Origin of the sequence: Synechococcus sp. PCC 7336 (genome assembly GCF_000332275.1) — a bacterium.
GTDB lineage: Bacteria > Cyanobacteriota > Cyanobacteriia > Thermostichales > PCC-7336 > PCC-7336.
The window spans coordinates 2,587,724-2,612,359 of sequence record NZ_CM001776.1 but is presented as its reverse complement, the minus strand read 5'-3'; the positions used below and the strand labels follow the sequence as shown (position 1 = coordinate 2,612,359).

Below are 24,636 nucleotides of genomic sequence, written 5' to 3'. Positions count from 1 at the left end.
GGTGCGGTTCGATGATGAGGAAATCAAAATTGTTAAGGCGCTGCTAGAAAGCTTGATCCTCAAGCACAATGCCAAACGAGCGTTTGCTGATGAGATAGAAACAAGTCGAAGCCCAAAATGAGGCACTCGCTTGAGCAGTGGGATGCAGTATCGTTTTCAGTGGGACCCGCTTAAGGCTCGGACCAATCTCGAGAAACATGGAGTTAGCTTTCGAGAGGCGGAGGGGGTTTTTGAAGATCCTATGGCTCTGACGCTTTTTGATGAAGAGCACAGTTTGTTCGAAGAACACTGGATTACACTGGGAAGGAAGATGGGTGGTCAGTATTTGCTGGTCGTTCATACGGCTGACGAGTATGAAGATGTTATTGACGTGCAAATCATTTCGGCAAGACGAGCGACTAAGCGGGAAATTCGTCGCTATGAAGAAGGAGAGCTATGAAAGCTGAATATGACTTTTCTAAGGCGGAACGGGGCAAGTTCTACCGTCCTAATTCAACGTTTAAGTCTCCCATCTATCTCGATGATGAGGTACAGGAATTTGTCAAAAGGAAGGCGGCAGAGAAAGGGATCGACCTGAATGATTTTGTCAATAATCTTCTGAGAAGAGAGATGGATTTGAGCTGATATTGATGGTGTCGACCTCGAAGGTGAGGGCAGGTTTACCTGCTCTTACCTTTGAGGAGCAAAACAATCTTGAGGGTCGTGCCCGTGTTTTTTCCCGCGCCAAGCAGCTACGGCGGGTGGGTGGGTGCGTTGCCCCTGCTTAGTTGATGGCACTGTTGGGCATTAGCGGGGTTGCGCGGGGGCGGCTTGGCGCGAATTGGGAGGCGCGATTAGCGCGGGTGGGGGGACTAGCATTGCCGTTGCACGCAGTGCGCTTGATGAGCGGCGATGCGGAACAGGCGGAGCGCAGCGACTTCATTTACGTACTAGCCTCGGGGGTGGACATGAGGGTAAGACTAGTTCCGTGGACAGTGTCTTCGTTCAATCAATCTATTAAGTGGCAACGAATAGCTTCTTGTTCATCAGCATCGAAGTTTTGTCTAAGATGAAAATGGAACCCATTTGAGTATTCACCAAAAGCCAGTTTTATAAAAGCTTTTGCCAATGCCAAGTAAGCTTGCTTATTCGCATACAAGACTGGAATTTTATTTTCAATAATAATTTTCATCTCCTCATCTATTTCTTGGTCAAAGTCGAATTTGATTCTATTCTCAGATGAGTAATCGTCAAATTCAAATTCAAATTTCTTCTTCATCTCTTTTCCTCGGTTTTTCTAGGCGTACTTATTCTGTCAAATTATACTAAAATGCCAAGCACAAATATATAGATTTAATTCTTCTTCATCCTATCACAAAAAGATACATTTTTGGCTCTCAAAGAATTAATGATATTACTGCGTTATATGAATATTTTCAATTACTCTGTTCCTCCCCCTAGGGGTTCTCCGCGTTACCTCAACATTAGTATGACGGGTAGGGCTTCCACCTGGCTGTAATGGATGTGTTTCTGTCCTTAGATTCACACCTGTTCCATCACCGAAATCAATGGTTAAATTGCTTTCTTGCAATGTATCAGGATTCAGAGGATTTGATTTTACAGTAAAATCACCATTTTCAACCCCTTCTTGGATTCGATCAAAGATTTCTTGAGATCTCTGACTTGGTGAGGAGGAACCACTATTTGGGTCTCCTCTACCCAGCCTCGATCCCAGAACTCCTAGGAGTGGAGCAAAGTTGAGTAGGTCAGGAAGAGAAAAGCATCCCTCGAGAAAATTAGTTGTACTTTCATAGGATCCTGAAAATGTGCTAACAATGTCGAACCCTTGTGCCAAACGCCCCGCTCCAGAGACACCTTTCAGCGCATTTGGTGTGTTTGCTCCCACCCCGAAAGAAAGAGCAAAGGTAGCTATCTGACCCAACTTGAATGCATTGCCCTCGTGCTGCTGCCTAGCCCAATCACCAAACTGGTCCTCGCGCAATTGGGTAGTGTATCCCAATGTGAAGGTATCGCCAATTGCCGCAGCAGACGGATCGACAACTTGCTCTAACAATGTGAGCGGTAGATCCTGAAACAGCATTTGAGCGAAGTCTCCTGGCAAATTGCTCAGGTTATACCGTTCCCTTTCCCCCGAATTCAGCTCGGCATTGCGTTGGCGGATGTAATCTCCCCTGGACATCAATCCTGATGGGTCGGTGAAATTGCTTGGGGAATTACCAACGTAGCGAGAGAGGTTGGCATCACCAGCGCCAAATCCAAGCGGGTCTTCCCCTACAAACTTCCCCGTCTGCGGGTCGTAGTAACGTGCCCGATAGAAGTACAGCCCGGTCTCCTCATCAAACTCTCGACCTGTATACCCAAAGCGGAATTCAACATCAGGATTGGTTTCACCCGTAATATTGCCAAAACTGTCATAGCTGATGTGATTGACCAGATTGCCATTAGCATCGAGCAGGTCTTTTACAGTTCCCTGAAACTATGCGCCCCGAGGCAACTGAGAGCTTTAGACGTACTGTGCCCAAATGAGAAGGAAATGGAGCGGCTAAGGAGGGTGGCAAGGGTCAGGCAGATTGTCGCAAGGCTGCTGAGGCGGAATCTGCCTCAATCCGAGAGCTCTTCCAAGCGCTCGGCCTCTAAATCTGCAAACAACTCCTCTGGGGTGGGATCTTCTTGATTCCAGTCGACGGTGAGCGAGCGCTCGGAGCGAGCGGGATGAGTGAGGGTATGAACCTGCTTGAGCTTCTTAATCGACATCTGGGTGTAGACCTGAGTGGTATCGAGACTGGCATGGCCGAGCATGGCTTGAATGTGGCGAATATCAGCGCCATTCTCATGCATGAGGGTCGCCATCGTATGGCGGAATAAATGACAACTCCCCTGCTTGCCAATCTCGGCGGCATCGACGTAAGCGTGAATCAAGCGACTTAAACTATGAGGACTCAACGGCTCCCCCAAATGAGACAGAAACAAGCGACCATCTTCATAGCCACAGCAAAGATGGGGACGCACATCGGCGAGATATTTCTCTATCCAAGCAATGGCGCGAGCGCCAATCGGAATCACGCGGTCTTTGCGCCCCTTGCCCTGGCGCACCATCAACGTGCCTCGCTCGGCATCGAGGTCTTGCAGACGTAAACCAATCAGCTCGAAGCGACGAATGCCGGTGCTGTAGAAGGTTTCAATCATGGCGCGGTCTCGTAAGCCCAAAGGAGTCGCAATATCGGGCTGAGCGAGCACTTGCTCGGCCTCAGACTCAGAGAGGACGGCCTTGGGCAAGCGACTCGCCCGCTTGGGTAACTCCAACTCACTGGCAGGGTTGTAGAGGATGAAATTGTCGCGAGTCAGCCACTTAAACCAGGCTCGAATGGCGACCAAGTGATTGTATTGGGAGGGGAAAGACAGAGGTTTGCCGTTGAGCTGACGGTAGTGATAGAGAAAGCGTTGATAGCGCTCCAGGATCGGCTTAGTGATCTCGGCAGGACGTAGCAGAGAGCGTTGGGCACACCAGTTGATGAACTGGGTCAAGTGAACCTGTCGAGAGTCGATGGTGCGGGGGGAGTAGTTACGCACAGCCATCCACTCCAGATAGCGGTTCATGAAACAGACAAAACCTTGTGGGTCAGCGATGTTGGGGACATCGGCGAAGCTGGGGGGACGCTTGCGGGACATGAGCGGCTAAGGAGGGGGGAAGTGAGTACGACGGGAAAGTACGACAAAAAGTACGGTTTTGAGATAGGGGGGTACTGTGCTTTTTTGGATAAGTCAGCCAAAATCAGGCTCTATTCCCGTTGAGTACTGGGTTTTAGGCACCCGTACTTGGCCCAAACTTGGGGGCAACTTGGGGCAAACCTGGCCCCTTCTTATGGAGGATTGGCCCATTCTTTTGCGTGTCGTACTCCTGTCTGAGATGGTCCAGGTCAATCAAGCCCATCTGATGAGCGCCTGGTGCAGCAGGATTGCCGTCATAGAGCAGTTCGTATTGAAAGCTTTGGCCGCGACTGCCGGAATGGTGTGAATTCCGGAAACTATGGCCGGAAAAATTCCGGAAATTATGGCCGGTCGAATGAGCTGTAGTGGAGCGAGCTAATTCCAAAATGGAAAAAAGCTCAACCCAAGACAGGGCAAGATGTTCACCCGACTGGAGCGATACATGGCACAAAAACTCAGACAAACGGGGGCGACTCAGAAAGCGACCCGTGACTTGACCGGAATCAGCGAGCGAACGATTCGCCGCATCGAGTGCATATTCATCCGACTTCGGGGTCTTGTCCGCTTTTGGTGATGCAGAGAAGGTATAGGAGAATACCAGGTGCAAACCCTCACTCTGCCAAGCCCGTGGAACTTTTACAGCATCTCCTGCCCAGCCAAACGGATGTGAGCTTGAACAGTTGGAGTATCGATCCGGCCAACCAACAGCTCGTTGTTAACCTCTGCTCGACTCAAACGGTGGCCTGTTGCCCGCTGTGTCATCGCTCCACCGATCGCATCCATAGCCACTATGAGAGAACGTTGAGGGATCTGCCATTAGTTCAATTCACGCTGACGATATTGCTCCAAGTCTGTAAGTTCTTCTGCCTCAACGAGCGTTGCCCTCGGCGTATCTTTACGGAGCGTCTGCCCGAGGTTGTCGCGCCTTGGGCCAGACGCACGACTCGCTACACGGCTCAACTGGAAGCGATGGGCTTAGCCCTCGGTGGTTCGGCAGCAGCCCGCTTGAGCCATCAGCTCGGATACGGATACAGCCGCAACACCATCTTGCGAGCCATCTCCAAATTGCCCCTACCAGTCATGGCCACGCCAAAGATATTGGGGGTGGATGATTTCGCGTTTCGCACGGGTCATCATTACGGAACGATCTTGGTCGACTTGGAGACCAACCAACCGATCGCACTACTCCCCGACCGGGCGGCTGGGACCTTAGCAGCCTGGTTGAAAGAGCATCCTGGCGTGAAGATTCTCTCGAGAGATCGCTCCAAAGCCTACAGGCGAGGCATGAGCGATGGAGCACCCGATGCCATCCAGGTAGCCGATCGCTTTCATCTGTTGCAGAATCTCGAAGAGGCTTTAGAGAAAGTCTTTAAGGGACAAACCCAGTCGCTCGAACAGGTTGAGCAGCAACAGATTCAAGCCCAACAGCCAACCGAAGCACCGACCCCCGAAGCTGCTCCGGATAGATATCGAACCCAAAGGGAAGTCAATCGGGCCATACGACTGGAGAAGTGGGAACAAACCCATGCTCTACGCAAGCAAGGCTATGCCATTAAAGACATTGCCCATCACCTCGGCATTGGCGAGCGAACGGTGTATACCTACCTGGCCGCGTCAACGTTTCCGGAATGGCAATATCCTGTGGGGCGGCGGAGAAACCCCAGTTGTTTGGATCCATACAAGGCTTACCTGTCAGAGCAATGGCAGCAAGGGCGCCAACAAACTAAACAGTTGTTTGGCGAGATCCAACAGCAAGGGTACCCGGGCAGCTATATGACCGTCGCCCGTTACACTCGGCAGTTGCGTTGCTCTCTGCCCTCCATCAAGCCCAGCCGAGAATCCCTCAATGACTTACCGGGTCGGGGACCAGCGCCATCACCCGCCACACCAGTGTCAGAGCCTTTGAGTGCCAAGCGGGCGGCTTGGCTGCTGTTGACACGGCCTGAAAACCTTACGCCTGAGGAGAAAACCCTGCTGGAAAAACTGGGCCAGCAGCCAAAGTTATCGGGGGCGATCGCTCTGGCTCAGGGGTTCATCAAACTGGTGCGCGAGCGACTGCCTGGGGAATTCGACGATTGGCTGGAGACAGCTGTGAGCAGCTCAATCAAGGCATTACGGAGTTTTGCCAAGGGTCTTCAAGAAGATTACGATGCGGTGAAAGCAGCTCTCACACTCGAGGTGAGCAATGGGCCAGTGGAGGGTCAAAACAACCGACTAAAAATGCTGAAACGGCAGATGTTTGGAAGGGCTGGGCTCGAGCTATTGGCCAAGCGCCTCATCCTAATCAGTTGATTCTTATACGAAATAAGCGCCTCATTTAGGACAGATTTAACGATCACCAAAAGCGGACAAGACCCCGAAGTCGGATGAATATGCAGGATTTGAGCAATAGCGGTAGGGTCTGCTGGATGCGGGGATTGGATAGAGTCATGGCAAATCAGTTGGTCGTAGTCGAATAAAGAATGTTGATGCACCTCCAGCGGATGGGGGGAGGATTGAGTCTGCCCGAACTGTTGCTGCAAGCCAGATAGGGTCAAGCTTTGGGCCGCAAACTGAGATTCGAGATACTCCAGCACCGCCTGTTGCTTGTCTTGTTTGGCGGCGATGTAGAGGGATGCCACCATCAACCGGCAAGCAGTATCGGAACCGAACTGCTCGAGAAACTGGCCCCACAAACGGCGGTAGTCCTCGCTGGGAAGGAGCTGCTCGCGCCATTGACAGTTGAGCAGGGCTCTCGGCTTGCTCCTCAAACTGTCAATCACATGCCGGTAATCGAGCTGGCGACCCCGGCGGCTGGGAGCCTCTTTGGGCACGTGCAATCGCTTCAACTCCACCACTGGTTGCAGACCCACAAACCCCACCAAGCGGTCGTGGTGTAAGTGGATCGTCAGTCGCTGGCCAATCAATCGAGAGGGGACGGTGTAGAGGATACAGCACACGCTGATGGTACTGTTGCGAGTCACCTTAACCGAGAGCACTTCGCAATCCGGGTGACGATGAGTCGGCAGAGCTCCCAGAAATTCTCGTTCGATGCCGAACTCTGCCTCGCAGCTCTGATTGAGAGAGGCCACCACTTCGGCAATACAAGCCTGATAGTCGGCTTTCGAGTCGAAGTCCGTGCTTCCCCGCAGCAGCAGGGCTTGGCGTAATCGCTGTTTGAAGTGACCGTGCGGGGATTCGATGGAACCGTTCTCGTGACCCTGACCCCGGTTATTCCGACTGGGCCGCATGCGGTAGTGTTCGCACAGCTTTTGGTAGCTGAAACTCAAGTCTTTTTCCGCTCGTCCTCCCAGGTTGCGATAGGCAGCACTGAGGCTATCGGTGCGATGTGCTTTGGGCACTCCGCCACATTCATGCAGGGCATTTTGCAGGCATTCGGAGAGACTGATGAAACTTTCCCCCCCTTCCACAATCTCCACATATTGCCAACCGCTGTAGGCCAGACGGTAGTGATAGAGCAGGTGGGCAAAGGCTTCTCCCCCGATGGTGACCTTCACCGTTTCAGTTGCGTGTAATCCGACAGACCTTGCTCGCCTGGACGATGCTCCTGGGGAAACATCACTTCTTTGGCTGGGCCATGCTGGGCTCGCCATTGCTGCACTCGCCTTTGCAGCGTTCTCAAGATGGAACGGGAATACTCGCCAGGGTGCTTCCTCTGTAGATAGAGCAACAGGGTCATCGGTTTGAGCTTCGGTTCCCGACGCAGCAACGGTTCCAGCTCACTTTCCCAACAGCCTCTAGCGGATCTGGGCGACTGCGCCAGCGCTGACGCGCCTTTCCCGGTTGATGCTCCCCCCTCTCAATTCGTCGACTGCTTCGGGTTGATATTCCAGCTTTGGCTGCCGCAGCTTCCTGCTCGCAACCTCCCTCTCTTGCATTCATATAGATCTTGACCTGTCGTTGATTGATTCGTTGACCGGGCACTATGCAGCTGGGGATATGGGTTGCTGCTTAGTTTCCGCTTTCACCGGCCAAGATGATTGACACTTGGCGGCCAAGATCATTGTCGCCAGATACTGGGGGCTCTTGGTTTGAGAAGCAGGCTGTACACTATCTATCTGGAAACTGCTATAACCCTCTTTTGTCAGATCGGGATAATCTCGGCAAATTGACAGATAACTTTTTGAGGATTGAGACATTTGGAAAAAGAATGCTACTCGTCTGTAACAGTTGTTCTGTATCGGGTTGAGGGATTCATCCCTTACTCTGCCATCAATTTCACGATCAGGATTTAAGGTGTGGAAAGCTTTTGCTCTTGAATATGGAGTCCCATTATTAATAGAAATAAAATCTCTTGCCATTACCCTGCAATCATTTGAGGTCTGCCTCAGAGAATTTTTCCTTCCCGTTTGTATGACTGACATTTACTCCATAGTGACTGACCTGACAGAAGAGGGATAAGCGTGAGCACGTCCACTTCATACAAGGTGGATTATGACTCGATCACTTATTGTGCTATCGAGGGAACGCCTATCAACACCAACTGGGGAAGCCCTGCAAGCACATGGGGAGGCTAAAGCTAATTATTTAACCACTCACTCCAAACTTCACCCCCCGCTACTCCCCAGCAAAAATCCCTCCAAACGATTAGCCGTACTTATCACTGAAGTTCCGATCGCCTGCACATACACCCCCTCACCCCCAAAAACCGATCGCGCCAACCCCTCCGCGCAGCGAGTGCCAGGAGATAGTGCAGATAATTGGGAATTTTTGGGAGTATCACGAGACGTAGCAGGTGACTTGAGTTAGTGGGACTAAACTGTTTCAGGCGATAATGTGGACGCATAGCGTCTAAATTAAACTCTATCAACTGTATACATTCGTCTAGGAAAAAGGTTCCTTTTCTCCAGACACTTCAGTGGCACTACAAACCGACCTAAAAGGCTAAAAGCATTGCTGCATATACATCACAGCCTATTTGCAATTAATCTGAGCCCAAATCCTTGTTTGTGAGCCCGTTGCAGTTAATGTGAGTCTACCCCTCTTCTGTCAGGTCGGTCATAATGGAGCAAAAGCTCATCATACAAATGGCGTGGATAAAATTCATCGCAAGCCTCAAATGCTTATGGTGTAAAGGCTAGAGCTTTTATTCTCATTCATAAGAGGGCTCCATATTCAAGAGTAAAAGCTTTCTGTAACTTTAATCTCGAACATCAAACTAACGGCAGATGAAGGCATGAAACCCTCAATCCCTGACAGAGTAACTGTCTCAGACGCATGGCATCCTTCATTCAAGTAGCTCAAACCCCAGAAAGTTATCTGCCAATTTATCGAGCCTATCCCAATATGGGCACCTCGATTAATTAATTTTCGCATACCTAAAAAAACAAAATTCATCTATTTCTGGGATGGCTAGGGCATAGTTTTAGGTATTATCAACTTCCTGCCTTAGTTCTAAAGCAGGAAGTTGATTTAATTAAGAGTAAATCCTATAGATTCCCTATACAGCAGCCTGATACTCTAGGAATATGTATCTCTTGATATTAAATGCCAGATTCTTTAAACCGATATTTGTCTCAGCCCTAACTTTGCCAATTGAACGTACAAGCTTCCCTCCCATACTCGTCACCCAAGCTCCAAATACGTGTTTTACTTTCGCTCTAGTGCTAGATTTTTTGCGATTACTTGACTTTTGCTCTTCGTTTAAAGGCCGATTTCGATATGCTCGCTCGTGGATTTCACTGTCAAATCCTATTGTCTCTAATACCCATTCAATGTCTTCACTTCGATAAGCACTATCTGCCCATATACGGTCATCTGAATTCTCTATGTCTATGACTTCTCCTAAAGCCCGAGAGTCATGTACGGCTGCATCAGTCACTTGATATTGGCGTACAAAACCAAACTTAACATCGATACTAATATGATTCTTGTACCCGAAGTGACTCTGTCCATTCTTCTTTGTCCAACGAGCCTCAAGGTCTTTCTGAGCAAGGCGATGAGGCTTATCCTCCCATTCCTCTGGAATCTCTCCGTCACGGATTTTTTCATTCTCTTTTCGACTATTTCTCTGCTTTGGTACTGGCACTAGAGTGGCATCTACAATCTGCCCTTCTTGGGCATGATATCCTTCTCGCGAAAGATAATTCTCAAACTTCTCAAACAGCACTCTCGTCAATCCGTGTTTCGTTAATTGCTCTCGAAATGACCATACTGTCTTTGCATCAGGTATAGTATCCTCAATGTCTAAATCTAAAAACTGCATGAATGAAAGTCGATCATTGACCTGATACTCTAATTCCTCGTCGCTGATATTGTAAAATTGCTGCAGCAACAATAACTTGAACATCAAAATCACATCGAACGGTTTACGGCCTGCATTGCTTTTTCGTTCTTTCTGATGTATTTGCTCTAGAAGTGGCCGAAACTCTTCCCAGGGAACTATATCATTTAATCTATCTAGTAAAGGTTTTTTACTGCTCAGCTTTTTGCGACGCTCTTCCCAATCCCAAAAACCTTTCTGACCCATCACCTTAGACCTCATCAAGTGATAATCTATGATCTCACTATTTGGCCTCAATAGTCAATTAATCGAGGTGCCCATATGACAGAAGAGGGCTACTCCCTTCCCGGCGTAAGAATACATAGGGTAAAAACAGCCGGAAGCCTCTAAGATAGGTGTGTTTAGGGCAAAACAGCTACTCAATCATGGAGCGGAAAAGGAGTATTTGCACTTAATGTGAGTCCTGAGGGCTCCTTATTTGCACTTAATGTGAGCCCAAAAACGGCTTGTTTGTGAGCCCTGCCGATTCTGTTTGCAAGCCCCAACATACAAAGAAAAGTCAGTGGATGCTTTGGGATGCTGGACCAGCGGGCGCATTCGTGCAAAAACCTACGGTTTTGCACTGTCAGGAAACTTAGAACTGCACAGTCAACCTTATTTTGATTTTTGGACGAGTTTTCTTGCACTCATCAAGGCCCAATTTCCACTAAAACCCCAGTGCAAAGAAAACCCTCGGATACTGTTGGCGAACTCCAGAGCAGAGCTTCAAACCCATTAAACTCGTTCACTGTTACTGGACTGAAGTCGTGAAAACTCGCTGTTTCGGAGTTGAATATTGACTTCGCCAACAGTATCCCCTCGTTTTTCTTGCAGTCGTTTTTATACAGGCTGAAAGGCCCATAGTTCAAGGGTTTCATTCAAAACCGTAGGTTCTTGTATGAATGCGCCCGCTGGTCCATACTGGTAAAATCAAGGGGTTTGGTAGGTCTGAATGGATAATCGAGCTAAGCTCACACTGTCAAGCTAATACAGCCATTATATTGCTTTGGCCTTCTCAAGAGCATATTCATGAAAAATTTATTGCCATTTCTCCATAAATTTCTGTCAAACTGGGAAACCCAAAAGGGAAAGTCTTGGTTACATAACAATTATTTTTTAGCAGGAATATTGTGCCTATTAACAGGACTAATGTCTTTTATTCAAGGTTGGCATGTTAGTTTTGATTTGATGAATTATCAATATTACAATAACTATGCATGGTTGAATAATGTCCTCGAATATCACTTTTCCCCTGGGCAAGTTCAAAGTTTTCATAACCCTTTGCTATGGCTGCCATACTATCTTAGTATTAGGCATCTTCCTACACCATTAACAGGATTTCTGATCGGCCTACCCCAAGGTCTTAATCTGTTCCTAATCTATTGGATTTCAACAAAAGTTTTTCCAGGTGCGCGGGTTATACATATTCTCTCGATTGCTATGGCTATGATTTCTCCAATGTATACTTTTGAGCTTGGCAGCTTTGCAGGAGATAATATCTGTAGCATATTTGTGCTTGCTGCACTCACAGTTGTGGTAAAGATAAAGGAATCAAGTTGTAGAATAAATGCTCGTGCTACACTAATAAAGTGGCTTTTTTGTGGCTTACTTATTGGCATCGCATCGGGTTTAAAGCTTACAAATTTAACTTTCCTGATTCCAATACCAATTGTACTATTTATTCAAACCTATCTTTCCTCTAGGAAGACTAAAATTGCATTTTATCTTAGACAGACTCTGTTACCAATTGCATTTCTGATCTTCGGATTCGTGCTAGGATTTCTATGTACTAGTGGACTTTGGATGTATTTCTTGTATTCGAGATATGAAAATCCATTATTCCCTTACTACAATGCCATCTTTAAATCTGAATATTTCCAACCTATTAACCTTAAATATGACCGATGGATCCCTGATGGATTTATAGAAGGAATCAAATATGTCTGGTTTTGGCTAGTAGGAAAAGACGAGCAAACAACATGGCATTGGTTTCCATATCGCGATGCAAAATGGTTCTTGTTTTGGCTTTTGCTCTTGTTCTTGGCGATTCTAAAATTATTTCGACTTTACAGATATAGTTACGGTCAATCTAATCTATCTGAAAATAATATCGCTTCTTGGAGGACAGATTTTAGTTACTTTCTCGTGCTTTATTCGGCTATTGGATTTACAATTTGGTTATATCAGTTTGGGTACATTCGATACTTGCTGCCACTTGATATAATAGCTGGAATAGTTTTGTTTTTTATAATTGAAGAAATCGTCAAGGAGCTGAGATGCAATATTCTATACAGGCAGTATTTTTTAGTCCGGCTTACCCAAGTATTATTAGTGATTTGTCTAGCCATTACATCAACTAATTATTCACGAATTGGCAACTTCCTAGACTGGCCTCAGGACTGGTTTGGGGTCCAAGTTCCATCACTGACTAATGTTGAGTCATCTATGATTTTGATGTACTCAAGACTTCCATACTCTTACATTGTCCCCTACTTTCCGGTTACAACTCAATTTGTACGATTTGATAATAATATGGAGAGCTTGATCGCATCTACTCGGTTTCCAGAAACTAGAGAATCTATGATCCAAAACCATACTGGACCATTCTATGGTATCTTTCCTACGCATCATCTTTCTAATGAAACTGAGCTTGAGGAAGAGGTCGTTAGGATAAACGCTAGTTTGGGAGTGCGCGGCATGACGCTTTCATTGGATGAATGCATACCTATGATGAGTAATATCCATGAATTTCGTATTTGCCCTATCACTTTATCGGACTAGATGTAATTAATTTAGATCGCGGCTGGATGGATTTTCTAGAAACAAGTAGACCAGGCAAGAAAAAGTGAGCTATGTAATGCTGAAGGCGTAATATATTTTCATCAACCAGAGTTTTTTGATACACTACCTCATCGATGAATTGTTTGGGGCACTTGCAACGTGGATTACGAACTACGTGTGGTGGTTGAGAAAGTTGCTGTGAGCTCGCAAGAGGTTGTCAAACGAGACACTCTCAAAGTCTACGATGTTAAGTCTCCTGAATCCATCCTAGACCTCAGTCTGCGTCATGAAGAATAGATTCTTCTGTTGGAGAATGTGCAGAATTCTGTCCTAGCTGCCCAATCTATTGAGAAGCCAAACACTAATTTCAGCCATAATACTTAATCGCCAACCTCAGCATCTTAGCAATGTTAAAACTATTTAAATTTGGACTTTGTGCCCTCATTTCAATCGATGTCCAGCCATCATAGTTAAGATTGGCTAGAGTATTAGCAAAAGTCTGATGATCAACACCACCTTCACCTACTGGCACCAGATAGGGCTCACTAATGTGAAAGTGGCATAATCGACTGAAACATCGCTTCAGTGCTAGTTCGATCACTTCTTCACTCAAAGTCATTCCAGCGGCATCTAAATGAAGCCCAAAACCCTCGTTATTAGTCTTATTAACTAGTTCTAAGCCTTGGCTTGAATTGATAACAAAGTCACAGCTATAGGCTTTAGGGTTCGGTTCAATACAAAATATAATGCCATTCTTTTTGGCTACCTCTCCTAATTCATAAAAGAACGAAAGGGCAATTTCCTCAGCTTCTTGTAACTCTATGTTGCTAATTTTTCTGTTTTTAGGTGAGCCGAATACGAGGGTACGGGCTCCCAATTTACTTCCCAGTTGAATCATACCTGAGAGATACTCAAATGTTTCCTTTCGCTTCTGGGCATCCTGAAAAATTGTCAAATCAGGTCTGCCGAATAGAAGTGCCTGCATCGCTACAATCTGAATCCCTCGACTCTGCCAAAAGTTCCTGTAGAGCTCAATTTCACCATCTGCTATCGTAAGGGGAGACTCCCAAATCTTAGTGGGTGCAATCTCGACTCCTTTGATATCGAGTTCCTGCATAATTATGGCGATTGCCTCTTCTTCTTCTACTTGCCAAGCAATGTTGGAAATAGCAACTTTCATCAATTCAGCCTTTGATAATTCTACGAGCTTTGCTTTAATAGTACCTATTTCGATACGAACTCCTTTAACTCTTGCAATACCTGATTGCTACTGTACAGATAACCAGGTTCAAAACCATTAAAAAGCTTTAAATATTTAGTCCTAATATCATATCGAACCGGATTTTTCTGAGGCTTATTCGCAAACTCAAAGCCAAAGGCTTCAGCGGCAACTACCTTGACACTCGTAGGCTCAGTGGCAAAATTGACTAACTTTAGATCATGCTCTAGCGCAGTTTGAATATCTCCCCAGAGATTCTCCAAATTGTAAAACTGAAACACGCTGTCTTTATCTATCCAATCGCCAATATTGTCGTTCAGTAAATCATAGATAATATTCTTCTTCAATCCACTCCCAAAAAGACCGGGCAAACGGACAATCAGCGAATTAAAATGGTCACGCACAAATGTTTCCAGTTCTAGCCGATGTTTGCCATAGGGGGACAAGCTCTCAACCTCAATTCTCGTGTCTTCGTCTACCTCAACAGGTACGGGATACACATCAATCGTAGATACTAAGATGATTTTCTGAGCTGAGACTTTTCCCAAATAGTCTATTAATCGCTGCAAATTTTCTCTATCCTTAATTGGCTCTTTGTTCGCCAACCACTTTACAGCAGGTGCCCCAGCGCAAACTATCAGCTTAAAATCACCTCCAACAATAGATTCAATATTTTGAGAATTATAAAAATCGTCAAATTTTCTCTGACGAATGAGATTACTCCCAACGAATCCAGTGTAGCCAACAATAGCAGTCCTCATGTCAAGTCCATTCTCGATATCTTTTAACCTAACCGCTGAGGCGGATTAAATTGATGTAGGCAGGCTTTGAATAGGGTTTGCAGCACCAGGAAATTGCCTTTGAGCGGGCTAATTTTCGTCGGTGTCGGTCCCTTGGCCGGATAGCGCCGAGTAACAGGTAACTCCTTAGTCTTGTAGCCCAAGCGAACCGACCTAATGGCAAGGTAGTAGTGAAGTTCATAACCTGAGAAAACATGGCGAAAGGGAGCAACTCGGGGGTCGAGCAACAATCTCCGACTGTAGGCACGAAATCCATTGGTAGTATCAGTGTAGCGGAAACCTGCCGCCAGACTAATTAAAGGGGCATGAACCAGTCGGACAGCCCAATATCGCTCCCAGGGAGTGTTGATTGCCTTCCCACCTCGGATGAAGCGAGAACCTTGGAGGTGATCGAATCCCCCATCTAGTGCCTGGACAAAAGAGGGAATCGCAGAGGGTTCGTCCTTATTATTACCATCAATGGTGATGATTCCCTCATAACCCTCTAGCAGGGCATAGGCAAAAGCCATGCGCATTTGAGTGCTCAACTTCCCCCTATCCTGCTTAGTCAACAAAGTTCGGACAGAAACGCTCTTGAGAAAGTCCAGTTCCAGAGAGCCATCTGTACTGCCGCCATCGGCAATAATCACATCAATAGTTTGAGAAATTTTCCACATGCTTTCTAACTGCATCCTGATTTTTTCCCCTTCATTAATGACAAAGATGCAAATACAGTACTTGCTCCGCTTTAGGGCCAGTTCAGAAGTGACATAGTGGGGCAGTTCCCAGCTCTTATATATCAGGGAATTCTCATCTAGAGTCATGGACACCTCGATTAATTCAGGCTTGTTGAGAATAAGTTCGATTTATTGAGAATACACAACGAGATTGCAAGGGTACCAGCCTCTATTTTTTGGGGAAAAGCAATTTTTTTTAAGGTGCCCTCATGAGCAGTTCATCTCTTATTTAAATTTTGATGTTTCTAGAGTCATTCACAATATTTCGCCGCTCTTTATCGGCAATTAAAATGGAGCTATTTTTTTCCCCAGCAATGTAATAAGCTGCCCATCCTCTAGATTTTACAAACATTAAACCAATGTACTCGCACAAGATCGCTAAAATGATCGAGATGAAGAAAAACATGAAGGCATTTTGTATCGACAAGGTCACCCATCCTTCTACTACTCTCTCTTTAAACAGATATACGAGCGCGACATAGAGGATATAAATCAGATTTAAAAGACTGGAAAAAAGACTCAATAAGCTGGCCAATCTCAGTGGGTTGGCAGAATTAAAAAAAATAATCTGTAAGCCGAGATTAATAGATTCAATTAAACTTTTAGCTCTGACTCTTCTATATCTCCTAATTGGCTCGTAAATGAAGGTTTGGCTCCTGTAACCTACGTAGGCACTAAGGAGGCGCAAGTACCTATACTTATCTCGAACCTGAACCAGTGCATTGACCACCTGCCTGCTGAGAACCCAAAATTGAGTGGCATTTTTGGTTAGGGGGATTTTGAATAGCCGTTTGCAGCACCAGTAAAATGAATTAGCACCAGCCCTCATCCAGAAGGGTTCTCCACGACGGTTCTGGCGAACTCCAATTAGGATATCTTTTCCCGTTCGACATTGCTCAATTAGCCTAGGAATCAGTCCAGGGGGATCTGATTGAGGGAGCATCACCACCACAAAATCCCCAATCACTGAATCCAAGCCTGAGGAGATGGCAACTTCAGTCCCGAAGTGTCTGGAAAGCTCGATCAGTCTAATACATTCATATTCTTTCAACAGTAAAGCGGCTTTTTGTGCCGTGTCATCCTCTGAAACGTCATCAACCAGTACCAGTTCATAATTGGTATAGTTGTTGCGCAAGACTTGAATGACTTCATCGACAAAAGCCTCCACAATCTGGGAATGATTATAGAGCGGAGCAATTACTGAAACAAAGCAGTCAGATTTAGCCATCAAATTCTCACTCCTTCGCCTTCGCCTTCGAGAAACTGAATTTCACCGGGAAGATCGTAGACATTGTCAATTTTTCCTCCCAAGACACAGGTCAAGTTGGGCAATCTCTGATTCCTTTTAAAAAGAATAGGCCTGCTGTCATCGACTTCACTTTGAGGTAGAACGGTCTTGACTTCCCACAGAGAATCAACATAGCGGCAACTTTTGAGAATTGGCATGTAGCGTGCTGCGTCCCTAATCATGTGGGGATAATTGGTTTGACGGGCTGCCTGCCGATAAATCTCACTGGCTGCACTGGCAGAATCTTCAGTATCTTGCCAATAGCAGTGAGGTGTGTATCGCACGTGTGAGAGCGTATGCAAATTCCTCGGCGGGAAAGGCATGATGGAGAAAAAGGGGCCGCACATGACGGTAATCCCCAAATATTTTACCGGCTCTGGGACTTCAACCAGTGACATCTCAGCTAGCTCGTGCTTCAGCGGAATAGTCGGCAAATTAGACGCTGAGAGAATCTTATTGAGCGCAGAATAGGTACAGTTAAAGACATATCTGGATGCGACGCGCTCGCATCCAGATTCAGTTTGAAAATCAACTTCAATTCCTGCTGAATCATTGTGATTTTTTAACCTAAATACTTCTGCCTTAAATTTGACTTCTACTTTCTCTTTCTCCAGCTCACTATACATTCTTTCTTTCAGCTTAACCGCATCGAAAGCATATTCTTTGGTGCAAAATACTTCCTCAATTAAATGTCCATTGAAAAGTTTTTTGATTGACCTCGGAGCCAGCTCTATTGGAGATCCAATTCGCTCGCAAAAGGTTTTAAATTGATTAGCATTAACCTTGGAAAATATCTGACTAACTGCATAGTAATTATCAAAATTAATAGCAATACACTCTCGGTATTCATTCACAAATTGAGGGAAGCTGACTCGGGAGCGCAGGCCAGTCAGAATACTTCTTGGATAGTGATAGCCGTTGTGAACTCTAGCCTGATTGGCATAAGAGGCGCGTTGTAGTAAGTTAGGCTCCTTTTCAAGAATCAAAACATGTTTCATGTACTGTTTCAGGTACAAGGATAGCTTGCATCCAAAAAATCCTCCTCCAATCACAACAGCATCATATCTTGAAGATTTCGCCATACTAGAGAAATTAGTGAATACTTTTTGCTAACTGCGGGCGACATAGACTTTCCCGATTAAGATGAAAATAATGCCAGTGATGCGCCCTAACTACTTGGACTACTCTTAAATGCTTCCTTCACACTTTTGACGATCCGGTCAGAATCCTTCACTATATCTCTAGGATCACGTTTTTTTAGAACCAGAAATACCGATTAACTGTTCCTCTACGTAGGTATTGGAGACTCTCCTGTATTGATCGCCAAAAGCGTGAAAGATCCTCTTAAATACTACAAAACCCTAGAAAAATAGAGCAAAGCTCTATGGGATCATGATAACTCAGGCCGAGTGTTTATCCTCATCCTTTCGATAATCTCCGGATTTCATACATAAACATACAACAGTTCGGAACTAACTCATCATCATCTGGTGTACTTCCTAAGAGAGCGTTTGAAAAGGTAGCTGACAAGCCTGAAACCCTTATGCTCTTGTTCGGAGCTGACGTCTGTAGCCCCCACTCTCTCGTAGGACGGTAGACTTGTCAAACATGCTCTAAGACAATAATTCTCCCGATGGCTGTGAGGGAGCGTAATATATTTAGAGTATCGCTATAACCCATTCCACGTAAGGGTTACGAGCCCTTACGTGGAATGGGCATGGTTCAACCGAGGGTAACACTCTCGGTTGAACACCAAAGCCTCCAACCCTTGCCGAGTAAGCTTTGCTTAGATCTGCCCTGCCCTTAAAATGTGTTACCCAAAAAAGACCGGTTTTGAACCGAGCCCGTAACTCTTATCTCCGCAGTAGAAACCGCTATTATTGCGATGACATCTGCGGCAAGTTAGTCCGCAGTCGGGCGCAAGCTGATTTTGATGGATGTAGCGGCTGCTCACTCTGCCATACCCCAGACTGGCGAGCAGGTGGTCGGGGACATGGCGCTCGATCAGCTCGGCGACGCCGTCCTCTCCGAACTGAGCGAACCGCAGGCGATCGCCGCTGGTGGTGACAATATCAAAGCCGGTTACATACTTCATAGGACACCCGCAGTGCCAGCAGGTTTCAGGCTCCCCCACTGCTGCGCCCAACACCTGTGCCGTCAGCACCTCCCCTGGCTTGGGGGAAAACTTCAGGCGACCGCTCATCATGCCACTGACAAAATCTTCTATCCCTGTCCGGAACTTCGGCACCCGCATCTCGCCGGTCTGCCGGTCATGGGCGATGCCAAAAACAGGCAGCTCGTAACTATCCTGTAGCTCGACTTTGTACCCCTTCTGCTTGCTTCCCTGCAGCCGGTAAAGCCAGACACCCAAAACGTTCGAGGCGGCGTATTTCCGCTGACGGCGCTCGTATTCCTCGACCGACTGGTGAGACCACTGAATCTCGATCGCCATGCGCGATTTCTGTTTGCTACAGAGCACGTCAGCGCTCCACTCTTCCCCCTCGGGTGTCTGCCCCACCGACTCCGTCTCCACCTGCCAGCCGTTTTTCGCGGCGGCGCGGGCGGCTAAGTCTTTGAGGTAAAGATGCTCCTTCGTTTCTGGCGCGGTGGGGCAGTCGCCCTTCTGTTTGTGGGCAAAGTACTGCGTCCCCAGCTTAGAGGTTTTCGGAACTGCTTCGCGATCGCAGCAAGCCATCTGCAGGCGGTTCTTGCGGTAGGCAGCTTTAAGACGTTTCCAGGCTCGGTCGTCGTAGGAGTAAGCGGCGATCTCCTTGCCGTTCAGTCTCGCTCTAAGAGGCATCTCTCCCCTCCGCGAGCGCTGGATGTTGACTTTCGCCTTTCATGGTCGATTTGGATTCTTCCAGTAATTGCATGCACTACACCACTGGTCCCGCAGGGAAGAGAGCCCCATATCGAAAGAATCGCATTTATGCTATATTTTATCAGTATGTGGACTGTTGAAACACTCAATGAAACCGTTGATAAAGAATTAGATGCATTGCCCTCAGATATGAAGGCGCGTTTAGTGCGCATCTCATTGCTGATTGAATCGGTCAGCCTGCCCAACGTACGCGAACCTCATGTCAAACATCTTGAGGGCGCAATATGGGAAATTCGCCTGAAGGGTAGAGATGGAATAGCACGCGCCCTTTATGTAACGGCTAGAGGGGAACGAGTGGTGATAGTTCGCGCGTTCATCAAGAAAACTCAGAAGACACCGCGTCGAGAGATAGAACTCGCCCTCACAAGAGCAAAGGAGATCTCGGAATGACCAAGATCCAAGATTTACACCAGAAGTGGTCGGCCGATCCGGAGTATCTAGCTGAATATCAGCAATTGGGGGAAGAGTTTGAAATCGCGAAAGCCTTGATTGAAGCTCGTGTCAGCGCCGGTCTGACCCAGGCAGAAGTCGCTAAACGGATGAAAACCACACAATCTGTCATCGCTCGTCTTGAGGGTGGGAGGAGTAACCCCTCGACAGGAACTCTAGAAAAATTTGCCGCAGCAACGGGGAAGAAACTACAAATCCGCTTTGTCTGATCCGCCGCTCTCCTAACACATTCACACTGCTAGCAACCTTCCCAGACTCAGCTCAAAGAGGCAATTCAAACAGGAAGAGCTCCAACCCTGAATGGTGCAGGTAACTCTCTATTAAATGTCAACCATCCTGGCCGGTCGGCGTCAATCATTCTGGCCGGTTACTGTAACGCGCAGTAAGCGGATGATGGTCGCATCAGCCAAGAAGTGCTCGGTGAGAGCAGTGGCGTCAAGCATCCTGTCGGGTTGCGATCGCCAAAAATGCAAACCTCGACGGCCTGCTGTGGCTGGGAACTCTCAGTTGGAATCGCAGTGTTTGTCGCGCTATCCAAACAGCGATCGGTGAAAGCAGTGGCGTCAAGCATCCTGCCGGGTTGCGATCCGCTAAGAATGCGAGTCTCGACAGCCTGCTATGGCTGGGAACCTCAGTTGGAATCGCGATGTTTGTCGCGCTATCCAAACAGCGATCGGTGAAAGCAGTGGCGTCAACTATCCTGCCGGGTTGCGATCGCCAACAGAGTGAGACTCAACGGCCTTCTGTCGCCGGAAACTTTCAGTTTGAATCTCGATGATGGTGGCGTGATGCACGAGGCGATCGACCGCCGCAACCGTCATGATGGTGTCGGCAAAAATAGAATCCCAAGCACTGAAGGGATGATTGGAAGTGATGGCCAAACTGCGCCGTTCGTAGCGATGGGAGATCAGCTCGAAGAGCACCGACGTTTCAGCCTCCGAGCGTTTGACGTAACCAATATCGTCAAGCACCAACAACTCGAACTGATCGAGAGCCAGCAGCTGAGTCGGTAGTGAAAGCTCAAGCTTAGCCTGCTGTAACTGCTGCACCAGAGTGGTGGCACTGACGAACTTCACCCGAGCGCCTAACTCAATCAGGGAGCGGGATACAGCCGTAATGACATGAGTTTTCCCAACTCCACTGGGTCCGAACAAGAGCAAATTTTCTCCTCGCTCCAACCAACCCCGGTCATTAGCTAACTGCATCAGTTGAGTCTGATTGAGATGGGGGCAGTGGTCAAAGTTGAAATTGGTCAGCGACTTGCCGGGAGGCAACTGAGCCTGCTTGAGATAGCGCTGTACCCGGTTGTGGTAGCGCTGAGCCTGCTCCTGTTCGCACAGAGCGGCGAGAAATTGACCGTAGGACCATCCCTGCTCGCTAGCCTGTTGCTCCAGGGAGCTCCACTGTTTGAGCATGTGGGGCAGGCGCAGGGATTTGAGCAATAGCGGTAGGGTCTGCTGGATGCGGGGATTGGATAGAGTCATGGCAAATCAGTTGGTCGTAGTCGAATAAAGAATGTTGATGTACCTCCAGCGGATGGGGGGAGGATTGAGTCTGCCCGAACTGTTGCTGCAAGCCAGATAGGGTCAAGCTTTGGGCCGCAAACTGAGATTCGAGATACTCCAGCACCGCCTGTTGCTTGTCTTGTTTGGCGGCGATGTAGAGGGATGCCACCATCAACCGGCAAGCAGTATCGGAACCGAACTGCTCGAGAAACTGGCCCCACAAACGGCGGTAGTCCTCGCTGGGAAGGAGCTGCTCGCGCCATTGACAGTTGAGCAGGGCTCTCGGCTTGCTCCTCAAACTGTCAATCACATGCCGGTAATCGAGCTGGCGACCCCGGCGGCTGGGAGCCTCTTTGGGCACGTGCAATCGCTTCAACTCCACCACTGGTTGCAGACCCACAAACCCCACCAAGCGGTCGTGGTGTAAGTGGATCGTCAGTCGCTGGCCAATCAATCGAGAGGGGACGGTGTAGAGGATACAGCACACGCTGATGGTACTGTTGCGAGTCACCTTAACCGAGAGCACTTCGCAATCCGGGTGACGATGAGTCGGCAGAGCTCCCAGAAATTCTCGTTCGATGCCGAACTCTGCCTCGCAGCTCTGATTGAGAGAGGCCACCACTTCGGCAATACAAGCCTGATAGTCGGCTTTCGAGTCGAAGTCCGTGCTTCCCCGCAGCAGCAGGGCTTGGCGTAATCGCTGTTTGAAGTGACCGTGCGGGGATTCGATGGAACCGTTCTCGTGACCCTGACCCCGGTTATTCCGACTGGGCCGCATGCGGTAGTGTTCGCACAGCTTTTGGTAGCTGAAACTCAAGTCTTTTTCCGCTCGTCCTCCCAGGTTGCGATAGGCAGCACTGAGGCTATCGGTGCGATGTGCTTTGGGCACTCCGCCACATTCATGCAGGGCATTTTGCAGGCATTCGGAGAGACTGATGAAACTTTCCCCCCCTTCCACAATCTCCACATATTGCCAACCGCTGTAGGCCAGACGGTAGTGATAGAGCAGGTGGGCAAAGGCTTCTCCCCCGATGGTGACCTTCACCGGTTTCAGTTGCGTGTAATCCGACAGACCTTGCTCGCCTGGACGATGCTCCTGGGGAAACATCACTTCTTTGGCTGGGCCATGCTGGGCTCGCCATTGCTGCACTCGCCTTTGCAGCGTTCTCAAGATGGAACGGGAATACTCGCCAGGGTGCTTCCTCTGTAGATAGAGCAACAGGGTCATCGGTTTGAGCTTCGGTTCCCGACGCAGCAACGGTTCCAGCTCACTTTCCCATACAGCCTCTAGCGGATCTGGGCGACTGCGCCAGCGCTGACGCGCCTTTCCCGGTTGATGCTCCCCCCTCTCAATTCGTCGACTGCTTCGGGTTGATATTCCAGCTTTGGCTGCCGCAGCTTCCTGCTCGCAACCTCCCTCTCTTGCATTCATATAGATCTTGACCTGTCGTTGATTGATTCGTTGACCGGGCACTGTGCAGATGGGGATATGGGTTGCTGCTTAGTTTCCGCTTTCACCGGCCAAGATGATTGACACTTGGCGGCCAAGATCATTGTCGCCAGATAGGATGACTAATGAGTGGCTAAAAGAGCAGGGATTGCTATCAATTCGCGACCTTTGGATGAAAGCCCAAGGGTATGCGAAATAGCCTCAATTCATGTTTGCTCCGCGATATTGAACCGCCCTGTGCGGACCCGCTTGCAGGGTGGTGTGGGAGGGGGGAGTTAAACACTTCTCCCTATCCCGATTAGGTTTGATGGCTAACTTGCAAGAGCTAGACCAATTAGAGCGATCGCAGGTTAGCACCTCCCAATTTTACCAGGAGAACTTAAGGACAGCAGAAACCTAACGGATTGCCGTCAGGGGTACAAACGGAAATGGGAAAACCCCAACTGACTGCTTAAATCGAGTGTCCCTTGCGCGGCGTTTTTAGGTAACCCTAGAGGCAACTGTGTCAGTTAGTGAAAACTTTATAATGCTTGATGAAGCTGTTTATCTCGATGCAGCGTTCGTAGCGCAGCCCCTGAATTTCGTTTCTCTTGGATCAACGAAGGGGCGATCGGTCTAATTCCAAATTCTGCACGAATCTCTATCAGTTGTTTGTCAAGATATCGGGTGTATTCCTGAGCTGGGAAGTGCTTAACCATTTGATTTGCACGGTAAAGTGTTTGCACAATTTCTGGAATCCTATATATCCACATCCTCAAAAGTCGTGTATGCCCTATCCTTGCCAAAACATCTTGATGATCTTGATGCATGTTTACCCGTGCCATTTCTCGAACATCGTATGTGGTACCAAATACAGTCCAAATATGTGCAATGACTTCACTCGCCAGATCGGTTTTACATGCAAATAGAACATGAATGACATCATGGATTTCAATATCTTCTCGAAGTTCGGGAGCAAGGTTTACAACAGCATCATCAGCTCCCTCTAATGCCCGAAGCTCCATGAGCGCTTCGTTTAGAGTTTGTTTAGATTTTGGATCGAGGTATTGCGGAATTTCCATGAGCACTCTCCAGTTTTTTTTGCTCAGACACTAGCAGATTCATCACATATTAATTGAACTCTGGCTAAATCTATAGCGCTAAATTGTGCCTAACGGCTTGAGCTTCAGCGGACGGTGTATTACTTATTAACATCAATGTGGATTTAGATCCGTTCCGTTGCAAGCCCTTGTTAGCTGATAAGCAACTAGAGCAGAAACAGGAAGCGATACTCATTTGTTGACCAGAACAGCTACTTCCTCTTTCAGTTTTTTGCCGAGTTCATCTTCAGTTACATCTAAGTCATAATCCATTTGCAAGCCCAACCAAAAACGGGGCGACATATTAAAGTGATGGGCTAGGCGTAGAGCCGTATCTGCCGTAACACGTCTCTTACCGTGAACAATTTCATTGATCCGTCGTGCGGGTACTCTCAATGCTAGAGCCAATTGATTTTGGCTTAAGTTCATCGGCTTCAGAAATTCTTCTAGAAGCACTTCACCAGGATGAACAGGTTGTAGCTTCTCTTCATTCATAT

The 24,636-nt window shown here is 47.6% G+C and carries 22 protein-coding genes and 3 pseudogenes; 8 read left to right on the top strand and 17 right to left on the bottom strand.

The features are described from left to right. Positions 1-142: 142 nt before the first annotated feature. Both SYN7336_RS12500 and SYN7336_RS12495 read left to right on the top strand, forming a co-directional pair. Positions 143-439: a BrnT family toxin gene (locus SYN7336_RS12500; RefSeq protein ID WP_017326289.1), complete on the top strand. Its 297-nt coding sequence runs from the start codon at positions 143-145 to the stop codon at positions 437-439. Next, the gene (locus SYN7336_RS12495; protein ID WP_017326288.1) at positions 436-624 is read left to right on the top strand and encodes a hypothetical protein; all 189 of its coding nucleotides are present in this window, start codon (positions 436-438) and stop codon (positions 622-624) included. Before SYN7336_RS12500 ends, SYN7336_RS12495 begins: the two co-directional genes overlap by 4 nt. Before the next feature lie 364 nt (positions 625-988). On the opposite strand, the gene SYN7336_RS12490 is transcribed toward SYN7336_RS12495, so the two are convergent. From SYN7336_RS12490 to SYN7336_RS31880, 5 genes and pseudogenes are all read right to left on the bottom strand, one after another. Next, a complete protein-coding gene (locus SYN7336_RS12490) occupies positions 989-1,258 on the bottom strand; it encodes a hypothetical protein (protein WP_017326287.1) in 270 nt (89 codons plus the stop codon). Between the two features lie 135 nt (positions 1,259-1,393). Beyond that, positions 1,394-2,080, bottom strand: coding sequence for a hypothetical protein (locus SYN7336_RS30865; RefSeq protein ID WP_156820136.1), 687 nt, complete (start codon positions 2,078-2,080; stop codon positions 1,394-1,396). Between the two features lie 111 nt (positions 2,081-2,191). Continuing rightward, a pseudogene (locus SYN7336_RS30860) lies at positions 2,192-2,422 on the bottom strand (RHS repeat-associated core domain-containing protein); the annotation flags it as partial. A gap of 179 nt (positions 2,423-2,601) precedes the next feature. Next, positions 2,602-3,669, bottom strand: a complete 1,068-nt coding sequence (gene xerC, locus SYN7336_RS12480; protein WP_026100948.1) for a site-specific tyrosine recombinase XerC — start codon at positions 3,667-3,669, stop codon at positions 2,602-2,604. A 133-nt stretch (positions 3,670-3,802) separates the two neighbouring features. After that, positions 3,803-4,315: a hypothetical protein gene (locus tag SYN7336_RS31880; protein ID WP_193789866.1), complete on the bottom strand. Its 513-nt coding sequence runs from the start codon at positions 4,313-4,315 to the stop codon at positions 3,803-3,805. A 20-nt stretch (positions 4,316-4,335) separates the two neighbouring features. On the opposite strand from SYN7336_RS31880, the gene SYN7336_RS12470 reads away from it, so the two are divergent. After that, positions 4,336-6,000, top strand: coding sequence for an ISL3 family transposase (locus SYN7336_RS12470; protein WP_017324316.1), 1,665 nt, complete (start codon positions 4,336-4,338; stop codon positions 5,998-6,000). Between the two features lie 566 nt (positions 6,001-6,566). On the opposite strand, the pseudogene istA (SYN7336_RS32990) reads toward SYN7336_RS12470, so the two are convergent. Both istA (SYN7336_RS32990) and SYN7336_RS12455 read right to left on the bottom strand, forming a co-directional pair. Beyond that, a pseudogene (gene istA / locus SYN7336_RS32990) lies at positions 6,567-7,590 on the bottom strand (IS21 family transposase); the annotation flags it as partial. Between the two features lie 1,558 nt (positions 7,591-9,148). Further along, positions 9,149-10,177: an IS5 family transposase gene (locus tag SYN7336_RS12455; RefSeq protein WP_026100947.1), complete on the bottom strand. Its 1,029-nt coding sequence runs from the start codon at positions 10,175-10,177 to the stop codon at positions 9,149-9,151. An 822-nt stretch (positions 10,178-10,999) separates the two neighbouring features. Here SYN7336_RS12455 and SYN7336_RS12445 point away from each other — a divergent pair. Further along, the gene (locus tag SYN7336_RS12445; RefSeq protein ID WP_156820134.1) at positions 11,000-12,751 is read left to right on the top strand and encodes a hypothetical protein; all 1,752 of its coding nucleotides are present in this window, start codon (positions 11,000-11,002) and stop codon (positions 12,749-12,751) included. Between the two features lie 159 nt (positions 12,752-12,910). Next, positions 12,911-13,045 (top strand): annotated as a pseudogene (locus tag SYN7336_RS30845) (ISKra4 family transposase); the annotation flags it as partial. Between the two features lie 73 nt (positions 13,046-13,118). Here the strand turns inward: SYN7336_RS30845 and SYN7336_RS25685 are convergent. From SYN7336_RS25685 to SYN7336_RS27990, 6 genes are all read right to left on the bottom strand, one after another. Further along, a complete protein-coding gene (locus tag SYN7336_RS25685; RefSeq protein ID WP_017326277.1) occupies positions 13,119-13,931 on the bottom strand; it encodes a sugar phosphate isomerase/epimerase in 813 nt (270 codons plus the stop codon). A gap of 44 nt (positions 13,932-13,975) precedes the next feature. Continuing rightward, a complete protein-coding gene (locus SYN7336_RS12435; RefSeq protein ID WP_017326276.1) occupies positions 13,976-14,731 on the bottom strand; it encodes a hypothetical protein in 756 nt (251 codons plus the stop codon). A 23-nt stretch (positions 14,732-14,754) separates the two neighbouring features. Beyond that, positions 14,755-15,573: a glycosyltransferase family 2 protein gene (locus tag SYN7336_RS12430; RefSeq protein WP_017326275.1), complete on the bottom strand. Its 819-nt coding sequence runs from the start codon at positions 15,571-15,573 to the stop codon at positions 14,755-14,757. A gap of 142 nt (positions 15,574-15,715) precedes the next feature. Continuing rightward, positions 15,716-16,714, bottom strand: coding sequence for a glycosyltransferase family 2 protein (locus SYN7336_RS12425; protein ID WP_017326274.1), 999 nt, complete (start codon positions 16,712-16,714; stop codon positions 15,716-15,718). Further along, positions 16,714-17,856 (bottom strand): FAD-dependent oxidoreductase, encoded by a 1,143-nt coding sequence (locus SYN7336_RS12420; RefSeq protein ID WP_026100946.1) that lies wholly within the window; start codon positions 17,854-17,856, stop codon positions 16,714-16,716. The genes SYN7336_RS12425 and SYN7336_RS12420 overlap by 1 nt, the downstream gene beginning before the upstream one ends. Before the next feature lie 731 nt (positions 17,857-18,587). Then, entirely contained in the window at positions 18,588-19,574 is a 987-nt protein-coding gene (locus SYN7336_RS27990; RefSeq protein ID WP_017326272.1) for a competence protein CoiA, read from the bottom strand. A gap of 147 nt (positions 19,575-19,721) precedes the next feature. Between SYN7336_RS27990 and SYN7336_RS12410 the strand changes: the two genes are divergently transcribed. The 3 genes from SYN7336_RS12410 to SYN7336_RS29785 all read left to right on the top strand — a co-directional run bounded on the left by SYN7336_RS12410 (position 19,722) and on the right by SYN7336_RS29785 (position 20,785). Then, positions 19,722-20,045 carry a type II toxin-antitoxin system RelE/ParE family toxin gene (locus SYN7336_RS12410; RefSeq protein WP_038026999.1) on the top strand — a complete coding sequence of 108 codons (324 nt, stop codon included), beginning with the start codon at positions 19,722-19,724 and terminating at the stop codon, positions 20,043-20,045. Continuing rightward, positions 20,042-20,314, top strand: a complete 273-nt coding sequence (locus SYN7336_RS12405) for a helix-turn-helix domain-containing protein (protein WP_017326270.1) — start codon at positions 20,042-20,044, stop codon at positions 20,312-20,314. Before SYN7336_RS12410 ends, SYN7336_RS12405 begins: the two co-directional genes overlap by 4 nt. Before the next feature lie 204 nt (positions 20,315-20,518). Then, entirely contained in the window at positions 20,519-20,785 is a 267-nt protein-coding gene (locus SYN7336_RS29785) for a hypothetical protein (RefSeq protein ID WP_156820133.1), read from the top strand. Positions 20,786-20,800: 15 nt separating this feature from the next. Here the strand turns inward: SYN7336_RS29785 and istB are convergent, their stop codons facing one another. The 4 genes from istB to SYN7336_RS12375 all read right to left on the bottom strand — a co-directional run bounded on the left by istB (position 20,801) and on the right by SYN7336_RS12375 (position 24,634). Beyond that, complete coding sequence (istB, locus tag SYN7336_RS12390) at positions 20,801-21,589, bottom strand: IS21-like element helper ATPase IstB (protein ID WP_083885715.1); 789 nt, start codon at positions 21,587-21,589, stop codon at positions 20,801-20,803. Further along, the gene (gene istA / locus SYN7336_RS25675; protein ID WP_071590778.1) at positions 21,483-23,042 is read right to left on the bottom strand and encodes an IS21 family transposase; all 1,560 of its coding nucleotides are present in this window, start codon (positions 23,040-23,042) and stop codon (positions 21,483-21,485) included. The genes istB and istA (SYN7336_RS25675) overlap by 107 nt, the downstream gene beginning before the upstream one ends. A 539-nt stretch (positions 23,043-23,581) precedes the next feature. Then, positions 23,582-24,121 carry a hypothetical protein gene (locus SYN7336_RS12380; protein ID WP_017326264.1) on the bottom strand — a complete coding sequence of 180 codons (540 nt, stop codon included), beginning with the start codon at positions 24,119-24,121 and terminating at the stop codon, positions 23,582-23,584. Positions 24,122-24,331: 210 nt separating this feature from the next. Beyond that, positions 24,332-24,634: a HigA family addiction module antitoxin gene (locus SYN7336_RS12375; protein ID WP_017326263.1), complete on the bottom strand. Its 303-nt coding sequence runs from the start codon at positions 24,632-24,634 to the stop codon at positions 24,332-24,334. Positions 24,635-24,636: the final 2 nt, after the last annotated feature.

Coding starts and splice junctions, on each gene's coding strand:
- SYN7336_RS12495 (WP_017326288.1), top strand. CDS start 436: ATGAAAGCTGAATATGACTTTTCTAAGGCGGAACGGGGCAAGTTCTAC.
- SYN7336_RS27990 (WP_017326272.1), bottom strand. CDS start 19,574: ATGCCTCTTAGAGCGAGACTGAACGGCAAGGAGATCGCCGCTTACTCC.
- SYN7336_RS12380 (WP_017326264.1), bottom strand. CDS start 24,121: ATGGAAATTCCGCAATACCTCGATCCAAAATCTAAACAAACTCTAAAC.
- SYN7336_RS12425 (WP_017326274.1), bottom strand. CDS start 16,714: ATGGCTAAATCTGACTGCTTTGTTTCAGTAATTGCTCCGCTCTATAAT.
- SYN7336_RS12410 (WP_038026999.1), top strand. CDS start 19,722: ATGTGGACTGTTGAAACACTCAATGAAACCGTTGATAAAGAATTAGAT.
- xerC (WP_026100948.1), bottom strand. CDS start 3,669: ATGTCCCGCAAGCGTCCCCCCAGCTTCGCCGATGTCCCCAACATCGCT.
- SYN7336_RS12455 (WP_026100947.1), bottom strand. CDS start 10,177: ATGGGTCAGAAAGGTTTTTGGGATTGGGAAGAGCGTCGCAAAAAGCTG.
- SYN7336_RS30865 (WP_156820136.1), bottom strand. CDS start 2,080: ATGCTGTTTCAGGATCTACCGCTCACATTGTTAGAGCAAGTTGTCGAT.
- SYN7336_RS12500 (WP_017326289.1), top strand. CDS start 143: ATGCAGTATCGTTTTCAGTGGGACCCGCTTAAGGCTCGGACCAATCTC.
- SYN7336_RS12420 (WP_026100946.1), bottom strand. CDS start 17,856: ATGGCGAAATCTTCAAGATATGATGCTGTTGTGATTGGAGGAGGATTT.
- SYN7336_RS12430 (WP_017326275.1), bottom strand. CDS start 15,573: ATGACTCTAGATGAGAATTCCCTGATATATAAGAGCTGGGAACTGCCC.
- SYN7336_RS12445 (WP_156820134.1), top strand. CDS start 11,000: ATGAAAAATTTATTGCCATTTCTCCATAAATTTCTGTCAAACTGGGAA.
- SYN7336_RS12405 (WP_017326270.1), top strand. CDS start 20,042: ATGACCAAGATCCAAGATTTACACCAGAAGTGGTCGGCCGATCCGGAG.
- SYN7336_RS12375 (WP_017326263.1), bottom strand. CDS start 24,634: ATGAATGAAGAGAAGCTACAACCTGTTCATCCTGGTGAAGTGCTTCTA.
- SYN7336_RS25685 (WP_017326277.1), bottom strand. CDS start 13,931: ATGAAAGTTGCTATTTCCAACATTGCTTGGCAAGTAGAAGAAGAAGAG.
- SYN7336_RS12490 (WP_017326287.1), bottom strand. CDS start 1,258: ATGAAGAAGAAATTTGAATTTGAATTTGACGATTACTCATCTGAGAAT.
- SYN7336_RS12435 (WP_017326276.1), bottom strand. CDS start 14,731: ATGAGGACTGCTATTGTTGGCTACACTGGATTCGTTGGGAGTAATCTC.
- istA (WP_071590778.1), bottom strand. CDS start 23,042: ATGAATGCAAGAGAGGGAGGTTGCGAGCAGGAAGCTGCGGCAGCCAAA.
- istB (WP_083885715.1), bottom strand. CDS start 21,589: ATGACTCTATCCAATCCCCGCATCCAGCAGACCCTACCGCTATTGCTC.